This is a genomic window from Bacillus cereus group sp. MYBK30-2, from assembly GCF_051915945.1.
In the GTDB taxonomy this organism is placed as follows: domain Bacteria; phylum Bacillota; class Bacilli; order Bacillales; family Bacillaceae_G; genus Bacillus_A; species Bacillus_A paramycoides.
This window is the reverse complement of record NZ_JBQAFR010000001.1, coordinates 126,021-148,199: the sequence shown is the minus strand read 5'-3', so window position 1 is coordinate 148,199 and position 22,179 is coordinate 126,021. Positions and strand designations below refer to the sequence as shown.

Genomic DNA, 22,179 nt, shown 5'->3' with positions numbered 1-22,179 from the left:
CTTTTTCTCCTTCTATTCTAATGAACTACAAATTTCAATATAATTACCGTCTGGATCGGCTATGTAAGCTATTGTTTGTCCCCACGGTTTTACAATTGGCTCAACTAAAACTTTAACCCCTTGTTCTTTTAACTTCTCAATCGTTTCCTTTACATCCTCTACAACGAATCCTATCTCAAAATGAGAAGATTGGAGTACACCTTCTGTAAGAGGTAATCCTGTTAGCTCCTTAACATCCTCTCGTGTATTCATCGCTAAAATTGTAGATCCAGTCTCAAATTCAATATATGTACCGTGTTCTGCTCTTATTGGTAAATGTAAAACATCTTTATAAAATCTTAAACATTCCTCAAATTTTTCTACATATAAAATTATGTATTTCATCTTTAAATTCATAGTAATCCCCCTTTTACATTCACCTCTAAAAATTCGACAAATGTTACAAAATAACCTTGTTCTTTATAGAGTCGAACGCAAAAAAAATGAGGCCGATTTCTCGGCCCCCCAGCTTATTGGCATAAAACAGGAGATTTGGTTTGGACATAACCAGTTCTTACATATATTATATTTTATTTTTTCTGAATTTTAAATATAATATATACCTATTTATGTTGAGAAAGTTTTTTTCTACATGACCATAAAACTATGTGCATAAATTCATACCATTTAAGAAATGCTACAAATGGAGGTGTATACATATGGAACCAATGCTATGTCCAAGCTGTAAAACGAACCGAACTCGCTTTAATATTCTTGAGCAACAAGTAAAACCAGTAAAATTAAATCCGCAAACTGGTCAAGTAGAAGAAGAATACACAAATGAAACAATGAACGCTTTTCATATGGCTTATCAAGGACCAACTTACCGCGTCCAATGTGCTGTGTGCGGGCTTGTTGAAAATCCTGAACAATTTATTAAACCGGCTCAAAATCAGTCTTTCTCTTAAACATTTTTATTACCCCCTACCAATTTTCTATAGGGGGTTTTTCCGTTTTACGTAAGTACGGTAAACAATTGATTTTTAGTCAAGGGTTCATAATTCATCTACATGTCTACTATCCATACACCGTCATATTGTACCCAATAGAATTAAAGAACAGCTAAGCCTTGCGACCCAAAGTAAGGCACATTGGATGAAGCAACAACCTGCAACCTTACTAGACTACCATCACTTTGAATATTAAATACTGACACTGTAGCCTGATTTCCATTAAGGGTGTAAAAATGCCGTCCATCTTTACTCACTCCAACATCCATCGGAAGACCTGGTGCTGTACCCGGCGGTGTACTAGTAATATGCCTTACTACCGACAGTGCTCCATTCGGGGCAATTTGGTAGGTGGAAATGGTGCCACTTAAAGTGTTGGTAGTGTAGGCAAAACGTTCATCTTTCGTTGTTATAACCCAACAAGCAGTTTTATATCCGTTTGGTACAGAGCCGCTGATTACATGAAGGGTACCGTCGTTACTCAATGAATAAGATGACAGTGCATTTGAAACTGCTTCTGTAACTAAGAGAATTCCAGACGATAGAAAATAAGCTCCCAATGGGCCTTTACCGTAAGAATTATTAACAATTGGTCCTGTAACCGTACCATTTTTATTTACATGGAATACACTGAGATGGTTTGATGTAAGCTCGGAAACAACGATTTTACTACCATCCGGAGTGAAGAGAACCTGTGCCGGCTGAGCATTGAAGGTACTGAGAGAATGGGTGGATCCTGGAATAGGAGTAAGATTTCCTTTATCATCTATGTGAAAACCAGTAATATTTGATGCAAAATTGTTTGCAGCATAACCTACATTGGAGACATAGAGAAGATTACCATACACACCAATGCTATTCGGTTGAGCACCTCCTGATGGTTTTACATCCACGAAAACCGGTACCCCGTTATCTGCTATGATAAAACTACTGATACTATGACTGCCTGCGTTAACTGCAAATAGGAAACGACCATCACGGGACAAAGTCAGAGAACCTTGTGATGCTAGGGGATCTATACCATCATTTGCCGTTTCTGTAGAAACCTCCTTTATACCAGTACCTCTTCCGTATGTTGGATAAGAACCCACAAAGGTGAGCATTCCATTCGTGTCCATGTGAAAAGCAATAATGGAATTCATCACTTCATTATTAGTCATCATGTACACCATACTCGCACGCGCCCGAAAATAATTGTTCATACTCTGCATTTTATGACTCTCCTCCCTTCATAATTTTATATGGTTCTATTTTCATTTAAATTCCCAAACAAATGTAAATTGGTTTAGAAACAAATCCTACTCACCTTATATTTTCTTTAAGTGAAAACCTTAACAACTTCCATGATGTTATTAACATAAATCTAAAACATTATCAAAAACGTTACTCAACAATTTGGTCCGATTATTAAATAGCATGGCTGGCGCCTTATTATGTTTCAAATGACTACTTTTTTGTTACTTAACAGCTTCGTTGTCATTTATGATTTTGTTAGGATTATTACTTCGCTCTTAGTTCTACGCCTTAATTATATGTTTTTTATTATATAAAAAAGAGTGAACAAAATGAATTTAGATAATAATGAAAGAAGATGATTCCGTCTACTACACATACGGAATCATCTTCTTTTAATATCCATTTCTTTGAATTAAAAAATAATACCAATTTTCTGAATAATTTGTTAAAATATAGAAATATCCGCTTTTATTTTGAAAGGAATGATACATGTGATAAATAAATTAAAAGAAAATATAGGATCTGTTTTTGTCGGTAAGGAGAATGTTATTGATTTACTCATCGTTTCACTGCTTGCTGACGGACACGTACTACTTGAAGATGTACCTGGCACCGGGAAAACATTACTAGCTAAAACAATTTCCAAAAGTATTGGTGGTAGTTTTTCTCGTGTTCAATTTACACCTGATGTACTACCGAGTGATGTAACTGGTATTGAGTATTTCAATCCGAAAACGAGTGAATTCGAGTTAAGACTCGGACCAGTCGTGACAAACATATTACTTGCGGATGAAATTAACCGCGCGATGCCGAGAACTCAGTCTAGTTTGTTAGAAGCGATGGAAGAACGACAAGTAACTCTAGAAAAGCAGTCTACTCCTCTTCCGAAACCGTTCTTTGTTATTGCGACGCAAAACCCGATTGAATCACAAGGAACTTTCCCTCTTCCAGATGCGCAGCTTGATCGCTTTTTAATGACGATTTCTATTGGTTATCCGGCTCCTGAAGATGAGTTAAAAATGATGCGCCGTTTTCGCAATAACACACCGTTAGAAAGCGTTACATCTATCATTTCTTTAGAAGATATTTTAAAAGCACAGAAACAGGTGAAAGAAGTGTTTGTATCAGAACCGTTAGAACACTACATTATTAAACTTGCTCATGCGACCCGAAATCACGATTACATTGCAAACGGTGTTAGCCCGCGTGCCACATTAGCTTTAGTACATGCAGTTCAAGCATTAGCCTTTTTACGTGGTAGAGAATATTGCACACCTGAAGATATACAATTTTTAGTACCTTCCGTTTGGAATCATCGTATTGTATTGTCTATGGAAGGTGCTTTACGTACAACAAAAAATGAAATCATGCAAAGGATTTTAAAAGAAGTTGACGTACCTGTGGAGATTGAGCAAGCATGAATGGACAGCGCGTTGTAACTGTACCTTTATTTTTTCAACTCCATATTATTCAATTAACTGTGCCAGGCGCTATACTATTTACGTTTTTTCTGCCGCAACGAATTATTATGTTTCTCTTTTTCTTCTACTATTTATTTGCGATTTTTATTTATAAATATGTCGCTTACATAGAGAAAAAATTTCAAGTTATAAATGAGAAGCAAACTACTCGGCTTTTCCCTGATGAGTCTGGACAGTTTTATATCCATTTAAAAAATGGGGCAAATATACCACTTGTTAACGGCGTTTGTTATTTTCATTTAAATTCGTCCCTTATACCGCATAAAGATCAAGGAATTGAACAAATATCAAAAACGTTATTCTCTTTCCCATTTTCACAACCTGCTCATTCAGCACAAAAATGGGATTTAACATTAACTGCAACGGAACGTGGTGTGTTTCAAATTGAACAGTTCGAATGTGTATTAAAAGACCCTTTTCATTTATTAACTGTACATTTACCTGTTTTCGATAAGTTAAAAACTGAAATTATAGTATACCCTTCTCCTAAAGAAGTAGCGGGTTTACAAGAACTTCAGCAACTATTAAATGGTTCTTATCGAACGAATTTTTCTTTTTACAATGATGAAACATCTATTATCGGTGTTAAACGATATGAACGTGAGTCTTTTCGCTCTATTCATTGGAAAGCATCTGCTAAAATGCAGGCGTTACAGGCGAAGCAATATGAACCTGTAAAAAATTATAGTTGGACGATTTGTCTTTCTTTAGCTGCTGATCGTGGGTTTGGTTGGAAAGAGAATGTAGAAGACCTTATTTCATTTACAACGTACATTTGTCAATTCGCAACGAAGCATCAAATTCCATTTGAATTATTTATTAGTATTTTAGCAGAAGGTGGCCCATTGCACTTACCTTTAAACGACGGACAAACGCATTACGCAAAGACGTTAGAGGAATTAGCACGTATTTCAGATGATAGTACGTTACTTCCGAAACAAGGATTCCTTCATTATGTCACTAGAAAAAGAGCGCGATCATCTACATTGATTTACATTGGCTTGCAGAAGAATGAGCTCCCTCTTCTATCGCAGCCTACGTTTCTCATTAATAACGAAGGGATGGTGGAACCAGTTGAAAACTTGGCTCTATCACATTAATGACTTTATTCTGCTCCTTCTCCTTTCGTTATTAACAGAAAGGGATGAATTAGTTGGTATTGCTATATTTTTAGCGACCGGTTATGCAGGAGTACTTCTTATTAATAAATTTATGAAGAAAAAAACAACAGGATTTGTAATACTGTTAGTTGCTCAAATAGTCGGTTGTTCTTTAACACTACCATTTTCTCTTTTTGGCACAATTATGTTACCGCTTTTCTTCTTTATCGTACACGCGGTCGGACCTGGATATCCAGTTCAAAAATCGTTAGGCGGCATTGTATGGTTTGTCGTTTCAGCTATATTTTATGCACCATTTCCTCCATTATGGAAATTGTTATTATTAGCTTTGCACATTATGATTGCATTTTGGCTAACTGGGGCCAATCGCAAACAACAACTATTACGTTTCGCTTCTATCATTACTATTGGAATAATTAGTGCTTTACTTATTCCGGTATTCCCTTATATTCGGCTTATTTTTTCTTACATCATACAAGCAGTTGCTTTAGGGTTTGGTTATGCTATAAATCCATTACTAATAGCAGCTGAAATGAAAGATACAGAAGGAGTTTGGGCAAATAAAGGGCATCTATTAAAACCTAACATTGAAGATGGGAAAAAACTTCCTGACTTTGACCCAATACTCATAAATAGCATTACAATAATAGTTTGTACAACCATCGCTATTTACGTCGTTTGGAAAATAGTAAAAAAACGAAAATATTTGAGCTTAGCAAACATGCCAGTCTTCGAATCTACAATCATTACTGATAAAGAAGGAATTAGCCAAAAACGAATGAAGCGAAATAAACCACCACATAACGAAATTCGGAAAGAAATTTTCAAACTGGAGAGTAAGTTATCCCCTCCTTTAAACCGTGAACGAGGAGAAACAGTTGAAGCTTGGCTAGAGAGAATTAATGATGAAGAAGGTGTAAATATTCAGAGGCATATCATTATAGATGCGTATAATGCAGTACGTTACTCAAATGGTGAAAACACTGTACTTCTGCATGAATTTAAGGAAGAGGTTCATAAGCTTTATGCGTATCAGAAGAGTTTGAAGAAGAACAGAAAATGATGTATACAAAAAGACTCCTATTAAACTAGGAGTCTTTTTGTGTAAAAGTCCACGTTGCTTTTCACAAATTATGCTTTTTTTCCTGCTTCAATTTCTAAAGATTCTTCATGCCACCAAAGTGTTTCTTCAGGATCCTCTTTAGCAATTTGATGTGCTTCTTTTTTCGATTCTACAGTAGGATAAGAACCTTTTAGTGCACGTCCTGATGTTGTGACAAATAGTACACTAAATACAATTAATCCAATTACACTTACACCTGTTAAATAAAATGCTGGTGCGAGCGGGTTACCAGTAGCATGAACTAAGTATGAACATACAAGTGGTGTTGTCCCACCGAATATGGATACAGATATATTAAAGGAGATAGAAAGTGCACGATAACGTACATCGGTGAAAAAGAGTGCTGGTAATAACGAAGGCAATGTTCCTTCATAAACACTAAGGAAGAAACCTAAGACGAAAATACCCGCAAATATAGCCGCAATATATCCGTTTCCTATTAATAAAAATGCTGGAATTGAACATAATGTTAAACCAATTAAACCGATTTGTACTACGCGCTTATTACCAACTTTATCACTTAATTTACCAAAATAAAGTGCCAGTGGAATCATAAGTGCCATCGTAATTGAAATGATTAATAAGCCAGTTGTTTCTTTGACTTTTAATACTTGTGTTAAATAAGAAGGAATATACGAAAGGATCATATAGTTTGTAATGTTAAAGAAGGCAACAATTACTGTGCTTAATAAGAAGTCTTTCTTGTGATATTTTAATATATCACTAAACGGAATTTGTTCATTGTCTTCAGATTCCCCTTGTGCTTTTTCCATCTCTTTAAAGATTGGAGATTCATCTAAATGACGTCGTAAATATAAACCGACCAAACCAATTGGTGCAGCAATTAAGAAAGGAATACGCCATCCCCAGCTGAGCATTTGCTCATCTGTTAACAATAACGTCAAAATGGTAACAATTACCGAAGCAGCAATGTAACCTGAGAGTGTCCCAATTTCAAGACCACTACCGAGTATACCACGCTTTTTATCTGGAGAAGATTCTGCGATATAAACCATTGCTCCTGAATATTCGCCGCCTGTAGAGAAGCCTTGAATCATTCGTGCAATTAAAAGTAGTATTGGTGCCCATACACCAATTTGTTCATAGGTTGGTAGTAATGCGATGAATAATGTAGATAGTGCCATTAAAATAATAGTTGTACTTAAAACAATCTTACGGCCATATTTATCACCAATTCTCCCAAAGAAAATACCTCCAATCGGTCGAACTAGAAAGGCCGCCGCAAATGTACCAAATGTTAGCACAAGTTGCAAACCACTATTATCCACACCTGAGAAGAATAATTGACTTAAAATTACCGCTAAATACGCGTATAATCCAAAGTCAAACCACTCCATTGCATTCCCAATGCCAGTAGCAACAACTGCTTTCCTAGCTTGTTTAGGATTGACAATATTAACGTCTTGAGATTCAAAATTTAAATCATTATTTTGTTGCATATAGTAAAACAGCCCCTTATTTAATTTAACTTCTTTAAGCACACCTTCTCTTACTAGAATAAATTCAATACGAAGCACTTAAGGAAAAGCAACGTCTCCTTATCTGTTATTATTGTTTCACATAATTAATTATTTGTCCAATGAGATGCTTTCCAGGTTAAGGAAATAAGTACTTTAAAATAAGAAAAGACACTATATTAGTGCCTTTTTCAAGCTTTACATTTATTATATTTTATAGTGCGTGAGAGAATATAAATCAATGATTTTCTCCCCTAATCTCCTTTTATGTGAATTGAAAACAAGTTACTTTTGACATTCTAATCGTCACAAACAATTAATTTATTGTAGTGAAAATATTATACATAGAAATCAAACACTTGCTATAGCTGACACTCTATGAATACAGGAAATAAACTCATTAACAAATGTATCAATCTCTTCTTTTGTAATAATATATGGCGGAAGTAAACGAATGATATTCCCTTGCGTAACATCAACTAACATCCCTCTATCCAATAACGCTAACTGTAATTTCTTTACGTTTTCATTCGTATAATTCAAACTAATTCCAAACATCATTCCAGAGTGACGCACTTCCTTAATGAGATACGAATTTTCTTTCTGAATTTCTTGAAGTTTATCATTTAAATATAGTGATGTTTCATAAGCTTCCTCCATTAAACCATCATCAATTAATGTTTTTAAAACCGTTAATCCTAAAGCCGTTCCCATAGATGAATGAGCAAATGTTGTTCCATGATCTCCTGGTGAAAATACATCACATAGCTTTTCGCCTACAATGATTCCTCCTAGCGGTATCCCGCCTCCTGCCCCTTTACCAAATTGAATAATGTCTGGTGTAATATTGAAGTTTTGATACGCAAATAATTTCCCTGTTCTGCCCATACCACTTTGTACTTCATCAACAATTAGAATTACATTATATTGCTCACACAGATGTTGAACGCCATTTAAATATTCACTTGATAAAGGATATATCCCGCCACTTCCTAATACAGGCTCTACCATAATTGCAATGGGATTTTCATTAATAATCGTTCTTTCTAGTTCTTCTATATTTTCTCGTTCCACTTCATATACAGGAATAGATGTTTTCGGGAAGTTTTGATGTATACTTTCTTGTCTTGTAAAATGAAGTGCGCCTAATGTTCTTCCATGAAAACTACCTTTCAATACAACTACTCCGTCACGTTCTTCGTTTGTTATAGTTCTATATTTATCAATTAATTTCAAAGTCGTTTCTGTAGCCTCAGTACCAGAGTTTGTGTAGAAGACCTTACCATTTTGCAAAGTATAATCAACTAATTTCTTTGCATATTCAATCGCAACTGGATTTAAAAAATGGAATGGAAGATGCAAGCATTTCGTAACTTGCTCTAATGTAGTCTGCACAATGTTTGGATGATTGTAGCCTAATAAATTCACACCTACACCAGAAAATAGATCTAAATATTCTTTCCCGTTTACATCATACAGTTTACATCCTTCTCCTCTTTCTATCGCAACCTCCGTACGACAATACGTAGGCATAATGTATTCTTTATCTAATTGAAACCAATCCGTCATGATAAATTCCTCCTAGTTTTTCGTCCCTTTTCTTATTTTCAAAAGCAAAACATAATTTATATAAATAAACCTTAAAATTTCATCAAAAGCATTTCTTTCACGATATTCATTTTTTCATAATTCTTTTTGTTTCAACAGGTCCACTACATATACGTTTTTTTCTTCTAGCGGTATGTTACTAATTTGAACTTTGTATGTAATACATAATCAAGGCTAAAGAATCATATTTAGTAACAATCAACGAAAAAATTTTGGAGGCTATATTGATGAATGAAAAATATGATAAACAGAGGCAATCCTTATTAGGAGAAGACTTTAATCAAAATCGAGAGCTTAATGAACCAGCTAAACTCCACTCTCAAACAGTTGGTTCACGTGGACCTGTTCTAAAGCAAGATAGTGTTCTGCACGAAGCGTTACAAGAATTTATTCATGAAAAAATTTTAGAAAGACCTGTTCATGTAAAAGGCTTTGGTGCATTTGGTTATTTTCAAACGATATATCCGATGTCTGAACATACAAAACTGAACTTTTTACAAAATTCTAATGAGAAGGTTCCTATTATGGTACGGTTTTCATTAGCTGTTAGTACGAAGGGAACACCTGATACTTCTAGAAATGTACGCGGTTTTGCTACAAAATTTTATACAAAAGAAGGCGTATTTGATCTTTTATGTAATCACATTCCTGTCTTTTCCGTTCGTGATCCGATGCGTTTCCCTGAAACTATTAAAGCGTTGTTGCCTTCACCTAAAAATAACTTAATAGACCCTGATAGATTTTGGAGTTTTGTCGCTAGAGCACCCGAATCCATTCATTTTGTTGTCCGTTTATACTCTGATGCTGGTACGGCAAAAAGTCTTCGCCACATCCCAGGACATAGTGTAAATACATATGTTTGGAGAAATGCTCAAGGTAATCGGAAGTATGTAAAGTATCATTGGTATCCATTTGAAGGTGTGCAATTCATTAATAGTGAGGAAGCAAATAAACTAGCTGCCGAAAACCCAGATTATAGTGGGAAAGATTTATATGATGCAATTGAGGCTGGTAAATCAGTGGAATATGGTTTATATGTCCAGCTCATGGATCCAAAAGATGAAGCACATCTTTCTTATGACCCTTTAGATGATACAAAAGTATGGGATGAAAAGGAGTATCCTCTTATGCCAGTAGGCAAAATGGTATTAAATAAAAATCCTGAAAATTATATGGAACAAGTAGAAAAAGTCGCCTTCTCTCCTTCTAATTTACTAGACGGTGCAGAACTATCAGATGATAAAATGCTGCAAGGCCGCGCTAACATTTATAGTGATTCTCAAAGAAGAAGAATTGGAGCCGAATTTCGTAAATTAACGATTAACCAACAGCAAAGTTGGACACCTGCTAATCAAATTACAAGCGGTGACGGAAGATACGTTGAAGGAAAACTTGAAAGAACTTCTTTAACTAAGCAAGACGACTTTGGGCAGGCTGGTGAATTTTATGCGAAGTTATCACACATTGAAAAAGAACATCTTGCTGAAAATTTAGCTAGTGATTTGAAAGTCATATCCGATGATATTAGAAAGATAGTTATGGGGTATTTTCATAAAGTATCAACTGATTTGACAAAAAAAATAGAGATAGAAATGAAGAAGCATTAAGAAGATTAAAATGGTCATTTTAATGGTGAAACGTGATTTTCATACTATAAGTTTTTTAACCTACAGGTTATTTACTCCATTCTTTGTATGAATCTACTGATAAACTACTATAGCGAGATGAGTTAATATACAAAATGATTTCAGTATACACAACCATGAAGTTGCTTTATGGACGAGAATTTTAATCCGTAATAGTTTCTTTCCTGTCAAAATCCAATGCAGGTATTTAAATATAAAATCTAATGCCAGTATAACCCCGTTCTTAATACGGGGTTATACTGGCATTACATACTTTCCTACACTAAAAAATACAATACTAAAATCGTTTAAGTATAAGTGTTATTATAAAAACCGCACCTGTAATTGAAAATAGCCATTTTCAATTACATTTAATTTAACAAGAACTTTAATTCAAAAGCACCCACATCATTTCTACACAATAAATATCCATATAATATACAAGTTTTCACTGGTTTTTATTAAAAATTAATATTTCAGTAGATTTTTTTTCAATATCAATCGATTTTACTAACAAAGAAATTTTATTTTCTTCATTATTAAATTATTTTACTTCTACTGTATAATTCCCTGTTCCACCACCATATTTATATACACTTAAGTAATATTTCCCTGGCTTCGCATTATAATTTCCAAGCAATTTGTTTCCATCACGTTTTGTTGCATACGTTACATAATTATCTAGATCTGATTCAGAATATAACACCCAGTTCAGTCCAAGGTTTTGTTCGTTCGTAACTGTAATTTGTAAATCTTTTGGATCCTTTACATCGATAACAAATCGGTCAACTTGATCTTGATCACTTAAGTTTCCTCTTAATAACGTGTTCAAAGATAATGGATTTGCTGTATCAAATGAATTATTCGGTTCTTTTTCTACAGCAGTACCTTCTTCCGTATTTACTCCACTAAATACAACATCATATTCAAATTGTCCAGCATCATTGACACGGTAATTTACAAAATAAGCAGTCAATGTTTTGTATCCACTCCACTCTTTTTCTGATAGATGTTTCAACATATCATTCGTTGCTTGATTCATCACTTTCCAGTCCTCAATTTCTCCTTTTGCTGCACTTCCTGTATATGTTCCCTGTAGTGTGAATGTATTAAAGAATTGCGATTTATTCTTTGTTAACTTCACATTTTTTAACTTTGCTTCATTGGTTATATCTGACGCAACATCTGAAAGCGGTTTCGGAGCATGCTGTGCTAAATACTCATCTGATACTTGTGGAATTGTATACTTATCACGATTATCAATAAGCATTTGCATATAAGATTGATATTCTTCATTTAATTTATTATCTTTGCTTAATGTAGAACGATACGTGTCGTAACCTGGAACATCATTTGCACGAATTAAATCATGCACTTTATCAAACATTTCTGGACGGTTATTATACATATAAGATTGTAATGCAAACGAATAGTTATAGAAATCCCACGTTCCATATTTTGCATTTAATGTTTGTGCTGCTGTATAACGTTTCGCAGGGTCATAAGACAATCCACCAATTATGCTTTTTCGTGGTACTACACTGTCTAATCGCGTTGAACCTGCAAAGAACTCCGCATTTCCTTCTTCAAACCATGTTAAACGTTCATTTTGATACATTTCCCCTTGGCCCCATAATCCCGGAACCTCGTATCTTCCCTGTAAATAGTGTGTAAATTCATGGCGGAACAATTCTTCCAAACTATAAATACTTTGCTCTGGTGTACGTTCATATGTAAAGAAAGTCCCTGTTCCTTCAATATAAATCCCACCATTATTCGTTTCATATCCGTACAGTTGACGATTAAATTGATACTCATCTGGACTATTATAAATAACCATCGTTAACACATCATCGGCATGTCCATTTTCAAGTGGTTTATCACTACCAACTGTACGATAAAATTGAGAACGAACTTCTTTTGCCGCCCAATATAAACGTTTAATTTTCTCTTCGCTAACTTTATCCCCTGCTTTAAAGACAATAGCTCCATCATCAAACGTGTACGTTTTTGGCAAATAATGTTTCTTACCATCTTCTCGAATTTGATCTAAATTTACCGTTTTTCCATTGGCATCTACCCCGCCGTAATTAGTAGCAATTTGTTCTGCCGCAACAAAATATTGTTGCCCTAAATATGAATATATCCGCATTGCCTCTGTAACAACTTGTTGTCCTTTTGTTGGTGTACTATAAAACTTCCCAAAACGACTAGCATAGTAAATACCATTATTAATTAACCATCCGTTTTTGTCTGTTACTGTACCTATTAGTGCAAACCGATTTATCTCATTAATAAAGCCATCAATTTTTCCATACCACATCATATCTTTTGGTTCTTTTCCTGTAGCATACATATACGACTGAACTTCATAATCAATTTCTTTCATCAAATTGTACACAGCGTCGCCTTTGGTTCGATCTTCAATATACGTAGAAAGATTATCGTTATATTGCTTAAAGATTTCACCTGCATATTGAATAACTTCTACATCAGCTGACGCGCCTCCAACTAACATTCCATAAGACGAAATTACTTTATTTTGTTCTGGTGTACCAAGTTTAAAATTCGGGTTCTTCGCAATTGTTTTTAAAGCTGGTAAACATTTATCATGATAGCTACGCTCACTTAATTTACTTAACTCTTGATGATAAAAACCTAAATAAAAACCTGAGCGTAAAACTTCTACCAGTGTTTCAATTCCTTTTGAGTCGTCCTTCGTATAGGTTTGTCCTTGTTCTGCTAGCTTATCAACAAGTGTTTGTATTCGACTATCATCTTGATAGAATTTGAGACTATCATTATTAAACTGAAATAACTCTGGAATTTGATACCATTGAATCGTAACTAGAAGATCAGCCAATTGCTTGTTACTTAATTGATTTAATTCAGCCATTGAATATTTCTTTTCTTCAGTGAGCTGTTTAGTATTTTCATTCGGCATCGGTGGACGCTGCGATAAGTCCGCTAACTTTAACCGTTTTGTAAAAGATGCATTTTCTTGTACTTTCGAAGAGTGCGCCAGCTCATCAACGGATTTCTGTATTCCTACTGGCTCCATTTGTAATACGTTCTTCACATTTTTCTCTTTTGTCTCTGCTTGAATTTGTAAACTATTACATGATATTGTCACTAGTCCAACACCAAGAATCAGCTTAGAAATTTTTGAATATTTAACCATACCGTTACCCCCTAATAATTTAAAAGAAAATTCTGAATTTTTAAACCAAAACATTCTTATTTGTATGTATTTACAGTTCCGCTATAAATACAAGTAAGATTAATGATGCAATAGTCGCTTGTTTTTTACTATTACTAATACAAATTCCTTAAGTTTAATCCTCCCTCCTTAAATTTAATACAAGCAAAAACCGTGCCAATGATATTTCTTATGAATAGCAAACATTCCTTTATTAATACTGTAGAATAAAATATACACAAACGGTTCAGCAATGTATAAATCTTTTTACACAAACTCTTCTTTTTACGATGAAAGGATCCGTTGAATATTATAATTGCATTAGCCAGCAAATAATTTTCACCAAACACCATTCCGAATTTTAAACCCATTCAAAAAAAGGTAAATAAGCATATTACATAAGACTAATATGTTTACTTACCTTTCCCTATTTTATATAAACAACAAGCTATCAGTGGATAGAAACAACCTTAATTAGTATTTGGTTACATCATTTTATATTATGATATTCATTTCTCTTTTTCAGATAATCCTTTTCACATTGTAACGGTTTGTATTCCACTATTTTCCCTTGCTTCTTTTTCGTTTCGGTAACAACCCATTCCCCTTTTTCAAGTTTTAAGCGTTTCATAACATTTGTATCGTCTATTTCTTTATACAGTAAAAATGCTTCAAGTGCCTTCACAAACAACCTAGGCTCTCCTCTATATCCGCCATTAGCAAAAACTTTAGTTAACGAATTATAATAAGAATCATTTTCCCTTCCACCATACATCAAATGCGCAGCCTCTAAGTCTCTTTTGCTGACCTCCATAAAACTATTTTCATCAACATTTATTTCGAAAGTAGATTTGATGTCCTTCATTATATTTTTCACATACTTTTCATCACGAATTTTCCTTTCTTTCAGACAATCCGAAGACAACCTTGGTGCATCTGTTTGAGAATGTACAACTTGTTGAATAGATACACACAAAATAAATACACTTAAAACATACAATAGTTTTTTCATATTTAAGTATCACCTCAAGTAATTTAGATACTATATTATTTGTTTTTGAGGAGATTCTATTCCCATGCTGAAAAAGATAAATCCCCTATAGAATAGACTTTGGATAGGTCCATTCTATAGGGGATTTATTTTTCATATTAATCTACACGTTTAACTGGTAAAGCAAGTACCTCATTATTCTTCACATCAAATAAACCTACCGGTGTTACTCTAATGAAAGGTAGATGAGTCGCAGAAAAAAATAGTATTGTGAAAGCAGGATCGTTATAAGAATAACCTCGTTCTTGTAATAATTTCACCATCATTTTCTCTTTATGTATTAATGCGCTCATTTCTAAGTCTGACATAATACCTAATAAAGGCAATGAAATTTCATGTAAAACTTCATTCCTTTCAGTTAGTACCATTCCACCGCCGAGTTCTTTTACTCTATTAAAAGCGCATAACATATCTTCTTTACTCTTTCCAATTAGAACAATATCCCCCGTACCAGAGTAAGAGCTTGCAAAGCCACCTAATCGATTCGCAAAACCTTTCACAACTGTATTCACTCGCCAAGTACCATCACAAGCAATCATCATGAGGAAACATTCATCATGTTCATAAGAAAGTTCATTACAGTTTAATTCGATTTCACTAACATATGGCTTTGTAATAACGTCGTTTAATAATTTTATGCCAGTTGCATCAGTAAAAATCATATCTTCTTTCTGCAAGCACCATTCTAATTGTAAAGGAGCTACTTGGAATTTATCCCACTCTATATTTAATGATTCAATTTTGTTTATTCCATCACGCTTCATCCATTTTCCTTTTGCAATTACACTAATCGGAGTTGGATTTTCCTTGCTTTCCAATATATTTATGTTTGCAATTCTTCCTGTCGCAATCGTACCGTGTAAATGCTCCATATTATAATAACGAGCAATATTATAGCTTCCCATATTATAAGCATCAATTACTGGGATTCCTTGCTTTATCGCTATTTCTATCACCCTATTCGTCATTCCATTTTCATAAAATGAAGGATGTGAACCGTCAGTTGTTAAAATGAATCTATCAAATTGCTTAACATCTAATTCCAGTAATTCTTTCAGTAAAACTTCTAAATCTGGGCGGATTGATGAGTTTCTCAGAGAAACGGTGTAACCTTGCATAAGGCGTGTTAACGCTTCCTGCCCTGTCATCGCTTCATGATCACAATCGGTACCTAGTAACTTTAATTTCGCTAACGTTGTTTCAGATGCCCCCGGAAAATGCCCTTCTATTTTCTTCTGTAATCGTTTCGTTTCCTGTACCCACGATAGCATTTGCTCATCGCCATGTAACAGTTTTGGCCACGCTGTTAACTCGCCGCCCTGAAGAATATCTTCATGGTTAAGCCATTCCATTATTTCCTCATTATTAAACACCAATCGCTCATCTTGCAGTTCCGTTTGTCCATCAAAGCGACACCACCAATACATACTTGCTGGAATCTTTTTGAATTCATCTAATAAACGAAACGCTACTTCACGTTGTAATGTGAAAAATAAAGTTAAATTATCATTTATTAATGTAGTTGTACCAAATTGCATCGCATGATTTGCTAAAGTCTCTGGATTATATAATTGATATGGATGCGCATGCGGTTCTATATAACCGGGAACTAAATACTTCCCTTCGCAATCTATGACTTCACAATCATTTAATTGCTGCGGCAATTTTTCTCCCACATATACTATTCGATCATCATATATCCAAATGTTCGCTACCGTCCATTCACGTATGTACGGATTTAAATATGTTGCATTCTTAAATAAAATGTGAGGACTTCTTGTGCCGTCTATTACTTCCACATGCTCTCGTAATTGATTATTACTCCATTTAAAATGATTTTGTGCCAATGTATTCAACTCCAACTCAATTCATAATTATTTTGATTAAAATGAGAAATAATTAACTAACTAAAGTATTTTTCATTCATAACTCCCCTGTACAAACCCCTATACCCTTCATTATATGGAATGATTCCAAAAATAACAATTTTCAGAATCATACACATACCTCTTTAATCCAAAATAAAAAGAATGTCATGCAACTGACATCCTTTTTATTTTTATACTAAGCTATTAGATTGGCTTTCACTTTGAAATACACTTGTATCGTATTTATGTTCTACATATACTTGATTCCATACCATAAATGCTAATACTGTCCATATTTGCAAAATTTAAAAAGCATCTCTTTTATATACAACTATAGCAGAATCCAATTCACTTTCTTTTTTCTATTTATTAAATTCAATTTGCATCATTTTATTAAACTGCGTACCAATATCAATCGCACCTAAAGAGTTAATACTGACAGACAATGTATGTTTGCCTCCAATTACTCCCCCAGCAAAAGTTGTAAATCCAGGAATTGCCCCTCCGTGACCCCAAATTGAAACACCGTTTGGAAGTTTAGTCTCATAGATTCCAAGACCATATCCATCACCAACACCTTTTCCTTCTACAGGAACTGTGGTAAGCATTTCTTTTAGTTGATTTTCCCTCAGTAACTTACCACCGAGTAAAGACGAAAAGAACTTATTTAAATCGTCCGCATTAGAAATCATATCTCCAGCTGACTTAGCTAAACTCGGATTATAATACGTTATGTCTTTCAACTCGCTTGTTCCTTCAATTTTCATATACCCTCGAGCATGATTCTTTCCTGGGATAACGGTTGAATTCCCTGGTAAAAACGTATTTGGCAGATCCAAAGGTTCAATAATTCGCTTTTCAATTTCTTCTGCATAACTATTTCCAGTTATTTTTTCAATCAGCATTCCCAATATTACGTATCCTGTGTTTGAATACGACCATCCCTTACCTGGCGAAAAATCAGGTGGTAGAGAAAGCCCCATTTTCACTATTTCTTCTGCTGTATACGTTTTTTTCGAATTCATTATGTCAGCGTCTTTTGACTTTAAATATTCAGCTATACCACTCGTATGATTCAAAAGTTGACGTATCGTAATTTGATTGCCATCATACCCATTTCCTTGAATGAGACCCGGTAGCCACTTTTCAATTGGATCATCAAGTTGTATGCGATTTTCTCCTACTAATTGAAGAACAGTCGTGGCAGTAAAAGTCTTCGTCACACTACCAATCCGAAAGCGATAATCCGATTTCATCGGTTGCTTTGTACTTAAATCCGCCACGCCAGCTGTATAACTACTAGTTTTTCCGTTGTTAGACGTCTTAGCTAATATCCCTGGTGTTCCAAGCTGTACTGTTTCCTGCATTACTTGTTTCCAACCATTCCGGTTCTTTTGATCATGTGATTGTGACGGACTAGAAATATTTTGAACCGACTCTGCTTTCACCTGAAAGCCGGGTGTGAATAGAGTAGTACCTGCTAATAGAACTGCCAAACTTGCTAACTTAATTAAATTACATTTTTTCATAAGGCTCTCTCTCCTCTATTAATATCGTATTAATGATTCATTCGTACAACTCTTTTCTTCACTAAAAATATAATGCCTCTATTTTAAGTACCGATAATTTCGTTCCTAACAACCTGTAACTCTCACTTTTTGACATACATGTTGTGCCAAAAAATCACTACTATTTCTTGCAATACTCCATTATCTAATTGATTATTTAAGTTAATTTCTTCTCCCTTCACATCAAGTTATACTTTAATCCTATATGATAAATCTCTCTTTTTTCTTATCCATTCCTTACAAAATGCTTACGTTCAAATTTTGATATGATAAGCTGAGAAAGAGTTATTTTCAAATCGTAAACACTCAATTGGATCTAATTTAGCCATCTTATTCGCTGCCAGTTTATCAAATGCAATACCGATAAACTTAGATATCCCAACTGAAATTCCCCTATAAAAAGTAAGGCTGGATATTTAAATATCCACCTTCCCATCCCTCTCTATCCACCGCATAGTCTTTTCTAGATTTAACTCCGTATACACCTTTTCACCATATCGTACAGACTCATATATCGGAATAATGTCTCCCGTTCTACAAATTTTCTTTAACCATTGTTGCATCGTTTCATAGGACCTTCGCTGTTCGTGATATGGTAAAGTTCTCTCCCATTCAATTAATCTTTTCCTTATTGTATCTGTAGGCAGTGGTTGCTCTGACTGATGAATGACTTTTTCATTCTTTACGGTTCTTACCGAATTCTCTTTTGTTCCCGATTGTTTCTCCTGCTCTATTTCTGTTTTCGTCAACCTTTTCCAAATAGATTTGTAAAGGAAATATATAATTAGCACCGCGATAATCACATAAAAAGCTATAGTAATCCATGAATTTGAGAGCGCAGAAAATACGTCCCCCCATGAACTTTCCCGTTCAAAAACTGGAAACTTTCTATTCGTTTTCGTTCTTATACCTGTATCTCCTTTTTCTTCATCATCCTTAATTGTTTCCCACTCTGGGGTTTGTTCGACGTTTATTGTTCTGTTATAAGTTTTTTTCGACTCATTCTCATTAAAAAATGCTCCTTAACTACATCTTGTAAATGCACAACACCTTTTGATAACCATATCAAAAGAAGCAAGCATCGTAACTTTTTTAGAAACGTCTCAACTTTGTTCAAAACATCGCGTCTTTCTTAAAATAACATCCATTTTACGACCATACAAAAAACGCCATCCTTTCCTATACTTCTACAGAAAGAATAACGTCTATTTTGATTAATGAATGGTGTAAAACCATAGCTTTATGGAGATGGACATGTATGGTGATCCCTTATAGAAAAAAGTATAAAAATGGGCGTTCTATACTTTTTTAATTTATATATGCACTAACTTTTGCTATCTTCAATCAATGCACACCCATTTCCAATAAATTTTTCTCTAGTAAACTAGAATTATAATTAGGTGCTAGTACGATGTTTGTATATGTTCCTGTCCCTGAAAGGTATTTGTACCTATGTTTTAACCCCGATGGAATAAAAACAGATGCTGGACTTTCAATTATTTGCAATTCTCCTTCAATTTCCACTTCACATATGAGACCAGTACCATCTATTCTATTCCCCCAGAAAATAAAGGCACTATCACAATGATGTGCGTGAATATCTACATGTCCTTCTAAGTTCTCATCCATCTGTTCATCGTAAAATACACGCTGTATCACATAAAATGATGCTCGTTCATCAGTTCTATAATCCATCTGTACCCAACGTTTCCCTGGACCATCTCGATGATATAAAAGCTCAGATGCTCCCTTTACAAATGGTTTACTAACTCGCAAAAACTTTGAAAGCCTAGACCCTTTTCTCTCTATGCTTTTTTGTTGTATGTTCCTTATTCTTCCTATGATTTCTGGCTGAATGCCCTCGTATGCTGAGTAATTCTGCTGAACAGCTTTCATATGATAGGGTGCGGTATGTGTAAATATATTTTTTCCAATAATTGGTCTCCAATGATCTACTTTACAACCAGTAGCTAATTGAAGTGATTGAGTTAATTCAGGAATCATCTGTAGTTTAAAGTACGGATGATTACGCTTTTGAGATAATAAAACGGATAAGTTTAGCAAGTCAACAATCCCTGCACGTTCACCTATTCCGCACAATGTGGTATCAATGACAGATGCCCCTGAATCGATTGCAGCAAGAGCATTTGCTAGTGCTAATCCTAAATCATTATGAAGATGAACTTCAATCTCACAATGGAATGTCTCAACAGATTTCTTCACGATTGCAGCACACTGACTTGGTTCCCAAATTCCTACAGTGTCCGCTAAACTAATTCGGTCTGCTCCAGCTAGATTTGCAACCTTTCCAATGTAGGCGATATCTTCCCATTCAGTTCGTGAAGCATCCTCAATAGTAAAACGGATTTTCATCCCTAAAGATTTTGCTTCTTCTATTGCTTGTTTCACTTGATCGATGACGTAATCTTTTGAGCGATTACTATACTTTGTTTGTAAAGAAATTGAATTAATAGACGCCCATATTCCTATCCAATTGGCACCAGCCCGATAAGCCGCATGAACTTCTTCATTTGTAGCTCGAGCATGCATAAGTATTTCGGCATGCTTTGCAGATGCTGCAACTTCTCGGCAAATCTCTTCTTCTTCTTCAGAGATGCCAGGGTGTCCAACTTCAATAAGACTTACTCCAAAATCTTCTAACATGTGAAGTAGTTTAATTTTGTCTTCCTTGGAGAAACGAATACCACATTGTTGTTCTCCTTCACGTAAGGTAGCATCTAATATTGTTAAACCCTTTTTCATTCCTGTTTGCCTTCTTTCGCTTCTATAAAGTTTAATGTCTGTTCAAATAGGGTATTACGATTCTTTTCATAAAGAGCCCAGTGTGTTGCATCAGGGATTACTACCTCTTTTTTTTGTTTTGTACTTGTTAATTTTGACATCATATTTCGGTCTGCAAATATGTCATCTTCACCATAAATAGCAAGTACTGGGACAGTAATTTTAGATACATCATATAGAGGTTGATTTTTCCAAATATAAAATAAATCTTCAAGTGGACCAACTGGTCGACGAATCATTTGATTATTTTTCATACTCATAGGATCTGAATCAATAAAAACTTGTTTTACGGCATCCATTGCTTCATTTGTAACAATTTTTTTATTTCCCATCATCATATGCCAATGATGCATTCCTTTATCAAAATCCACCATTTGATAGGCTGATGCTTCAGGATTAAATTGATTAGGTTGTAATGGATTTTCAAGAGGCTTTGTCATCATAGGAAGCGTGAATCCATGCATATATCCGTATAACACCATTTTATTAATATCTTGTGGATGGGAGATCGCATAATTTCCAGCCACAACGCCTCCATACGACCATCCAACAATATGAATTTTTTTTACGTTTCTCTTCTTTTTAATCCAATTTACAATTGTTTCTAGATCCTTAGTTGCATCATTCAAATGAATAACCGGACGGTTTTGGGAAGGAGAATCTGACATTTCTTTAGGGCGAGAAGAACGACCAAACCCTCTGAAATCCATAGCCCAAGTATCATACCCTTTTCTGGCATACTCATCCATCCACGAAAGTTTCGGTACATCAAATGCTTGAGCTGTAGGTACACTAAATGGTTCTAAAAATAAGATAATTTCATCAGATGTATACTGTTTTTTATTATTTAAGTTTTTATGAAGTAAAAATAATTTTTCTTCTCCTTGCTGAATTTCTAATTCTTGTTTTACCACTTTAGAAGTTTGATTATTTTGAGAAGTTTCTTTGATATTAGAACAACTAGACATAAGTATTATCAAAAAAATCCCTACTAAACTAATATGTGCCCATTTTATCTTCATTTAGAATA

15 protein-coding genes and 1 pseudogene are annotated in these 22,179 nt (G+C 34.5%); 5 read left to right on the top strand and 11 right to left on the bottom strand.

Annotated elements, in window-relative coordinates:
* Window positions 1–12: 12 nt before the first annotated feature.
* On the bottom strand, window positions 13–396 hold the full coding sequence (locus ACTFQM_RS00735; RefSeq protein WP_328065080.1) for a VOC family protein: 384 nt from the start codon (window positions 394–396) through the stop codon (window positions 13–15).
* Between the two features lie 302 nt (window positions 397–698).
* On the opposite strand from ACTFQM_RS00735, the gene ACTFQM_RS00730 reads away from it, so the two are divergent.
* Entirely contained in the window at window positions 699–947 is a 249-nt protein-coding gene (locus tag ACTFQM_RS00730; RefSeq protein ID WP_000433610.1) for a hypothetical protein, read from the top strand.
* Window positions 948–1,090: 143 nt separating this feature from the next.
* Here ACTFQM_RS00730 and ACTFQM_RS00725 read toward each other — a convergent pair whose 3' ends face one another.
* A complete protein-coding gene (locus tag ACTFQM_RS00725; protein ID WP_440033109.1) occupies window positions 1,091–2,200 on the bottom strand; it encodes a lactonase family protein in 1,110 nt (369 codons plus the stop codon).
* A gap of 516 nt (window positions 2,201–2,716) precedes the next feature.
* Here ACTFQM_RS00725 and ACTFQM_RS00720 point away from each other — a divergent pair.
* From ACTFQM_RS00720 to ACTFQM_RS00710, 3 genes are read left to right on the top strand one after another with little or no spacing between them, the layout of a single operon-like run.
* Window positions 2,717–3,646, top strand: a complete 930-nt coding sequence (locus ACTFQM_RS00720; protein ID WP_440033108.1) for an AAA family ATPase — start codon at window positions 2,717–2,719, stop codon at window positions 3,644–3,646.
* The gene (locus tag ACTFQM_RS00715) at window positions 3,643–4,806 is read left to right on the top strand and encodes a DUF58 domain-containing protein (RefSeq protein WP_440033107.1); all 1,164 of its coding nucleotides are present in this window, start codon (window positions 3,643–3,645) and stop codon (window positions 4,804–4,806) included. The genes ACTFQM_RS00720 and ACTFQM_RS00715 overlap by 4 nt, the downstream gene beginning before the upstream one ends.
* Entirely contained in the window at window positions 4,781–5,890 is a 1,110-nt protein-coding gene (locus ACTFQM_RS00710; protein ID WP_440033106.1) for a DUF4018 domain-containing protein, read from the top strand. Before ACTFQM_RS00715 ends, ACTFQM_RS00710 begins: the two co-directional genes overlap by 26 nt.
* A gap of 68 nt (window positions 5,891–5,958) precedes the next feature.
* On the opposite strand, the gene ACTFQM_RS00705 is transcribed toward ACTFQM_RS00710, so the two are convergent.
* Window positions 5,959–7,410: an MFS transporter gene (locus tag ACTFQM_RS00705; protein WP_440033105.1), complete on the bottom strand. Its 1,452-nt coding sequence runs from the start codon at window positions 7,408–7,410 to the stop codon at window positions 5,959–5,961.
* Window positions 7,411–7,779: 369 nt separating this feature from the next.
* Entirely contained in the window at window positions 7,780–8,997 is a 1,218-nt protein-coding gene (locus ACTFQM_RS00700) for an aspartate aminotransferase family protein (protein ID WP_440033104.1), read from the bottom strand.
* A 266-nt stretch (window positions 8,998–9,263) separates the two neighbouring features.
* On the opposite strand from ACTFQM_RS00700, the gene ACTFQM_RS00695 reads away from it, so the two are divergent.
* Window positions 9,264–10,643, top strand: coding sequence for a catalase (locus ACTFQM_RS00695; RefSeq protein ID WP_440033103.1), 1,380 nt, complete (start codon window positions 9,264–9,266; stop codon window positions 10,641–10,643).
* 562 nt (window positions 10,644–11,205) lie between these two features.
* Here ACTFQM_RS00695 and colA read toward each other — a convergent pair.
* The 7 genes and pseudogenes from colA to ACTFQM_RS00660 form a co-directional block, all read right to left on the bottom strand.
* Window positions 11,206–13,842, bottom strand: a complete 2,637-nt coding sequence (gene colA / locus ACTFQM_RS00690; protein WP_440033102.1) for a collagenase ColA — start codon at window positions 13,840–13,842, stop codon at window positions 11,206–11,208.
* A 508-nt stretch (window positions 13,843–14,350) separates the two neighbouring features.
* Window positions 14,351–14,872, bottom strand: a complete 522-nt coding sequence (locus tag ACTFQM_RS00685) for a hypothetical protein (protein ID WP_440033101.1) — start codon at window positions 14,870–14,872, stop codon at window positions 14,351–14,353.
* Between the two features lie 137 nt (window positions 14,873–15,009).
* Complete coding sequence (locus ACTFQM_RS00680) at window positions 15,010–16,758, bottom strand: adenine deaminase C-terminal domain-containing protein (RefSeq protein ID WP_440033100.1); 1,749 nt, start codon at window positions 16,756–16,758, stop codon at window positions 15,010–15,012.
* Window positions 16,759–17,141: 383 nt separating this feature from the next.
* Complete coding sequence (locus ACTFQM_RS00675) at window positions 17,142–18,308, bottom strand: serine hydrolase domain-containing protein (RefSeq protein ID WP_440033099.1); 1,167 nt, start codon at window positions 18,306–18,308, stop codon at window positions 17,142–17,144.
* 455 nt (window positions 18,309–18,763) lie between these two features.
* A pseudogene (locus tag ACTFQM_RS00670) lies at window positions 18,764–19,464 on the bottom strand (signal peptidase II).
* A gap of 227 nt (window positions 19,465–19,691) precedes the next feature.
* Complete coding sequence (locus ACTFQM_RS00665) at window positions 19,692–21,110, bottom strand: homocitrate synthase/isopropylmalate synthase family protein (RefSeq protein ID WP_440033098.1); 1,419 nt, start codon at window positions 21,108–21,110, stop codon at window positions 19,692–19,694.
* Window positions 21,107–22,171 carry an alpha/beta hydrolase gene (locus ACTFQM_RS00660; protein WP_440033097.1) on the bottom strand — a complete coding sequence of 355 codons (1,065 nt, stop codon included), beginning with the start codon at window positions 22,169–22,171 and terminating at the stop codon, window positions 21,107–21,109. Before ACTFQM_RS00660 ends, ACTFQM_RS00665 begins: the two co-directional genes overlap by 4 nt.
* Window positions 22,172–22,179: the final 8 nt, after the last annotated feature.

Coding starts and splice junctions, on each gene's coding strand:
- ACTFQM_RS00730 (WP_000433610.1), top strand. CDS start 699: ATGGAACCAATGCTATGTCCAAGCTGTAAAACGAACCGAACTCGCTTT.
- ACTFQM_RS00700 (WP_440033104.1), bottom strand. CDS start 8,997: ATGACGGATTGGTTTCAATTAGATAAAGAATACATTATGCCTACGTAT.
- ACTFQM_RS00725 (WP_440033109.1), bottom strand. CDS start 2,200: ATGCAGAGTATGAACAATTATTTTCGGGCGCGTGCGAGTATGGTGTAC.
- ACTFQM_RS00665 (WP_440033098.1), bottom strand. CDS start 21,110: ATGAAAAAGGGTTTAACAATATTAGATGCTACCTTACGTGAAGGAGAA.
- ACTFQM_RS00735 (WP_328065080.1), bottom strand. CDS start 396: ATGAATTTAAAGATGAAATACATAATTTTATATGTAGAAAAATTTGAG.
- ACTFQM_RS00675 (WP_440033099.1), bottom strand. CDS start 18,308: ATGAAAAAATGTAATTTAATTAAGTTAGCAAGTTTGGCAGTTCTATTA.
- colA (WP_440033102.1), bottom strand. CDS start 13,842: ATGGTTAAATATTCAAAAATTTCTAAGCTGATTCTTGGTGTTGGACTA.
- ACTFQM_RS00695 (WP_440033103.1), top strand. CDS start 9,264: ATGAATGAAAAATATGATAAACAGAGGCAATCCTTATTAGGAGAAGAC.
- ACTFQM_RS00705 (WP_440033105.1), bottom strand. CDS start 7,410: ATGCAACAAAATAATGATTTAAATTTTGAATCTCAAGACGTTAATATT.
- ACTFQM_RS00685 (WP_440033101.1), bottom strand. CDS start 14,872: ATGAAAAAACTATTGTATGTTTTAAGTGTATTTATTTTGTGTGTATCT.
- ACTFQM_RS00715 (WP_440033107.1), top strand. CDS start 3,643: ATGAATGGACAGCGCGTTGTAACTGTACCTTTATTTTTTCAACTCCAT.
- ACTFQM_RS00660 (WP_440033097.1), bottom strand. CDS start 22,171: ATGAAGATAAAATGGGCACATATTAGTTTAGTAGGGATTTTTTTGATA.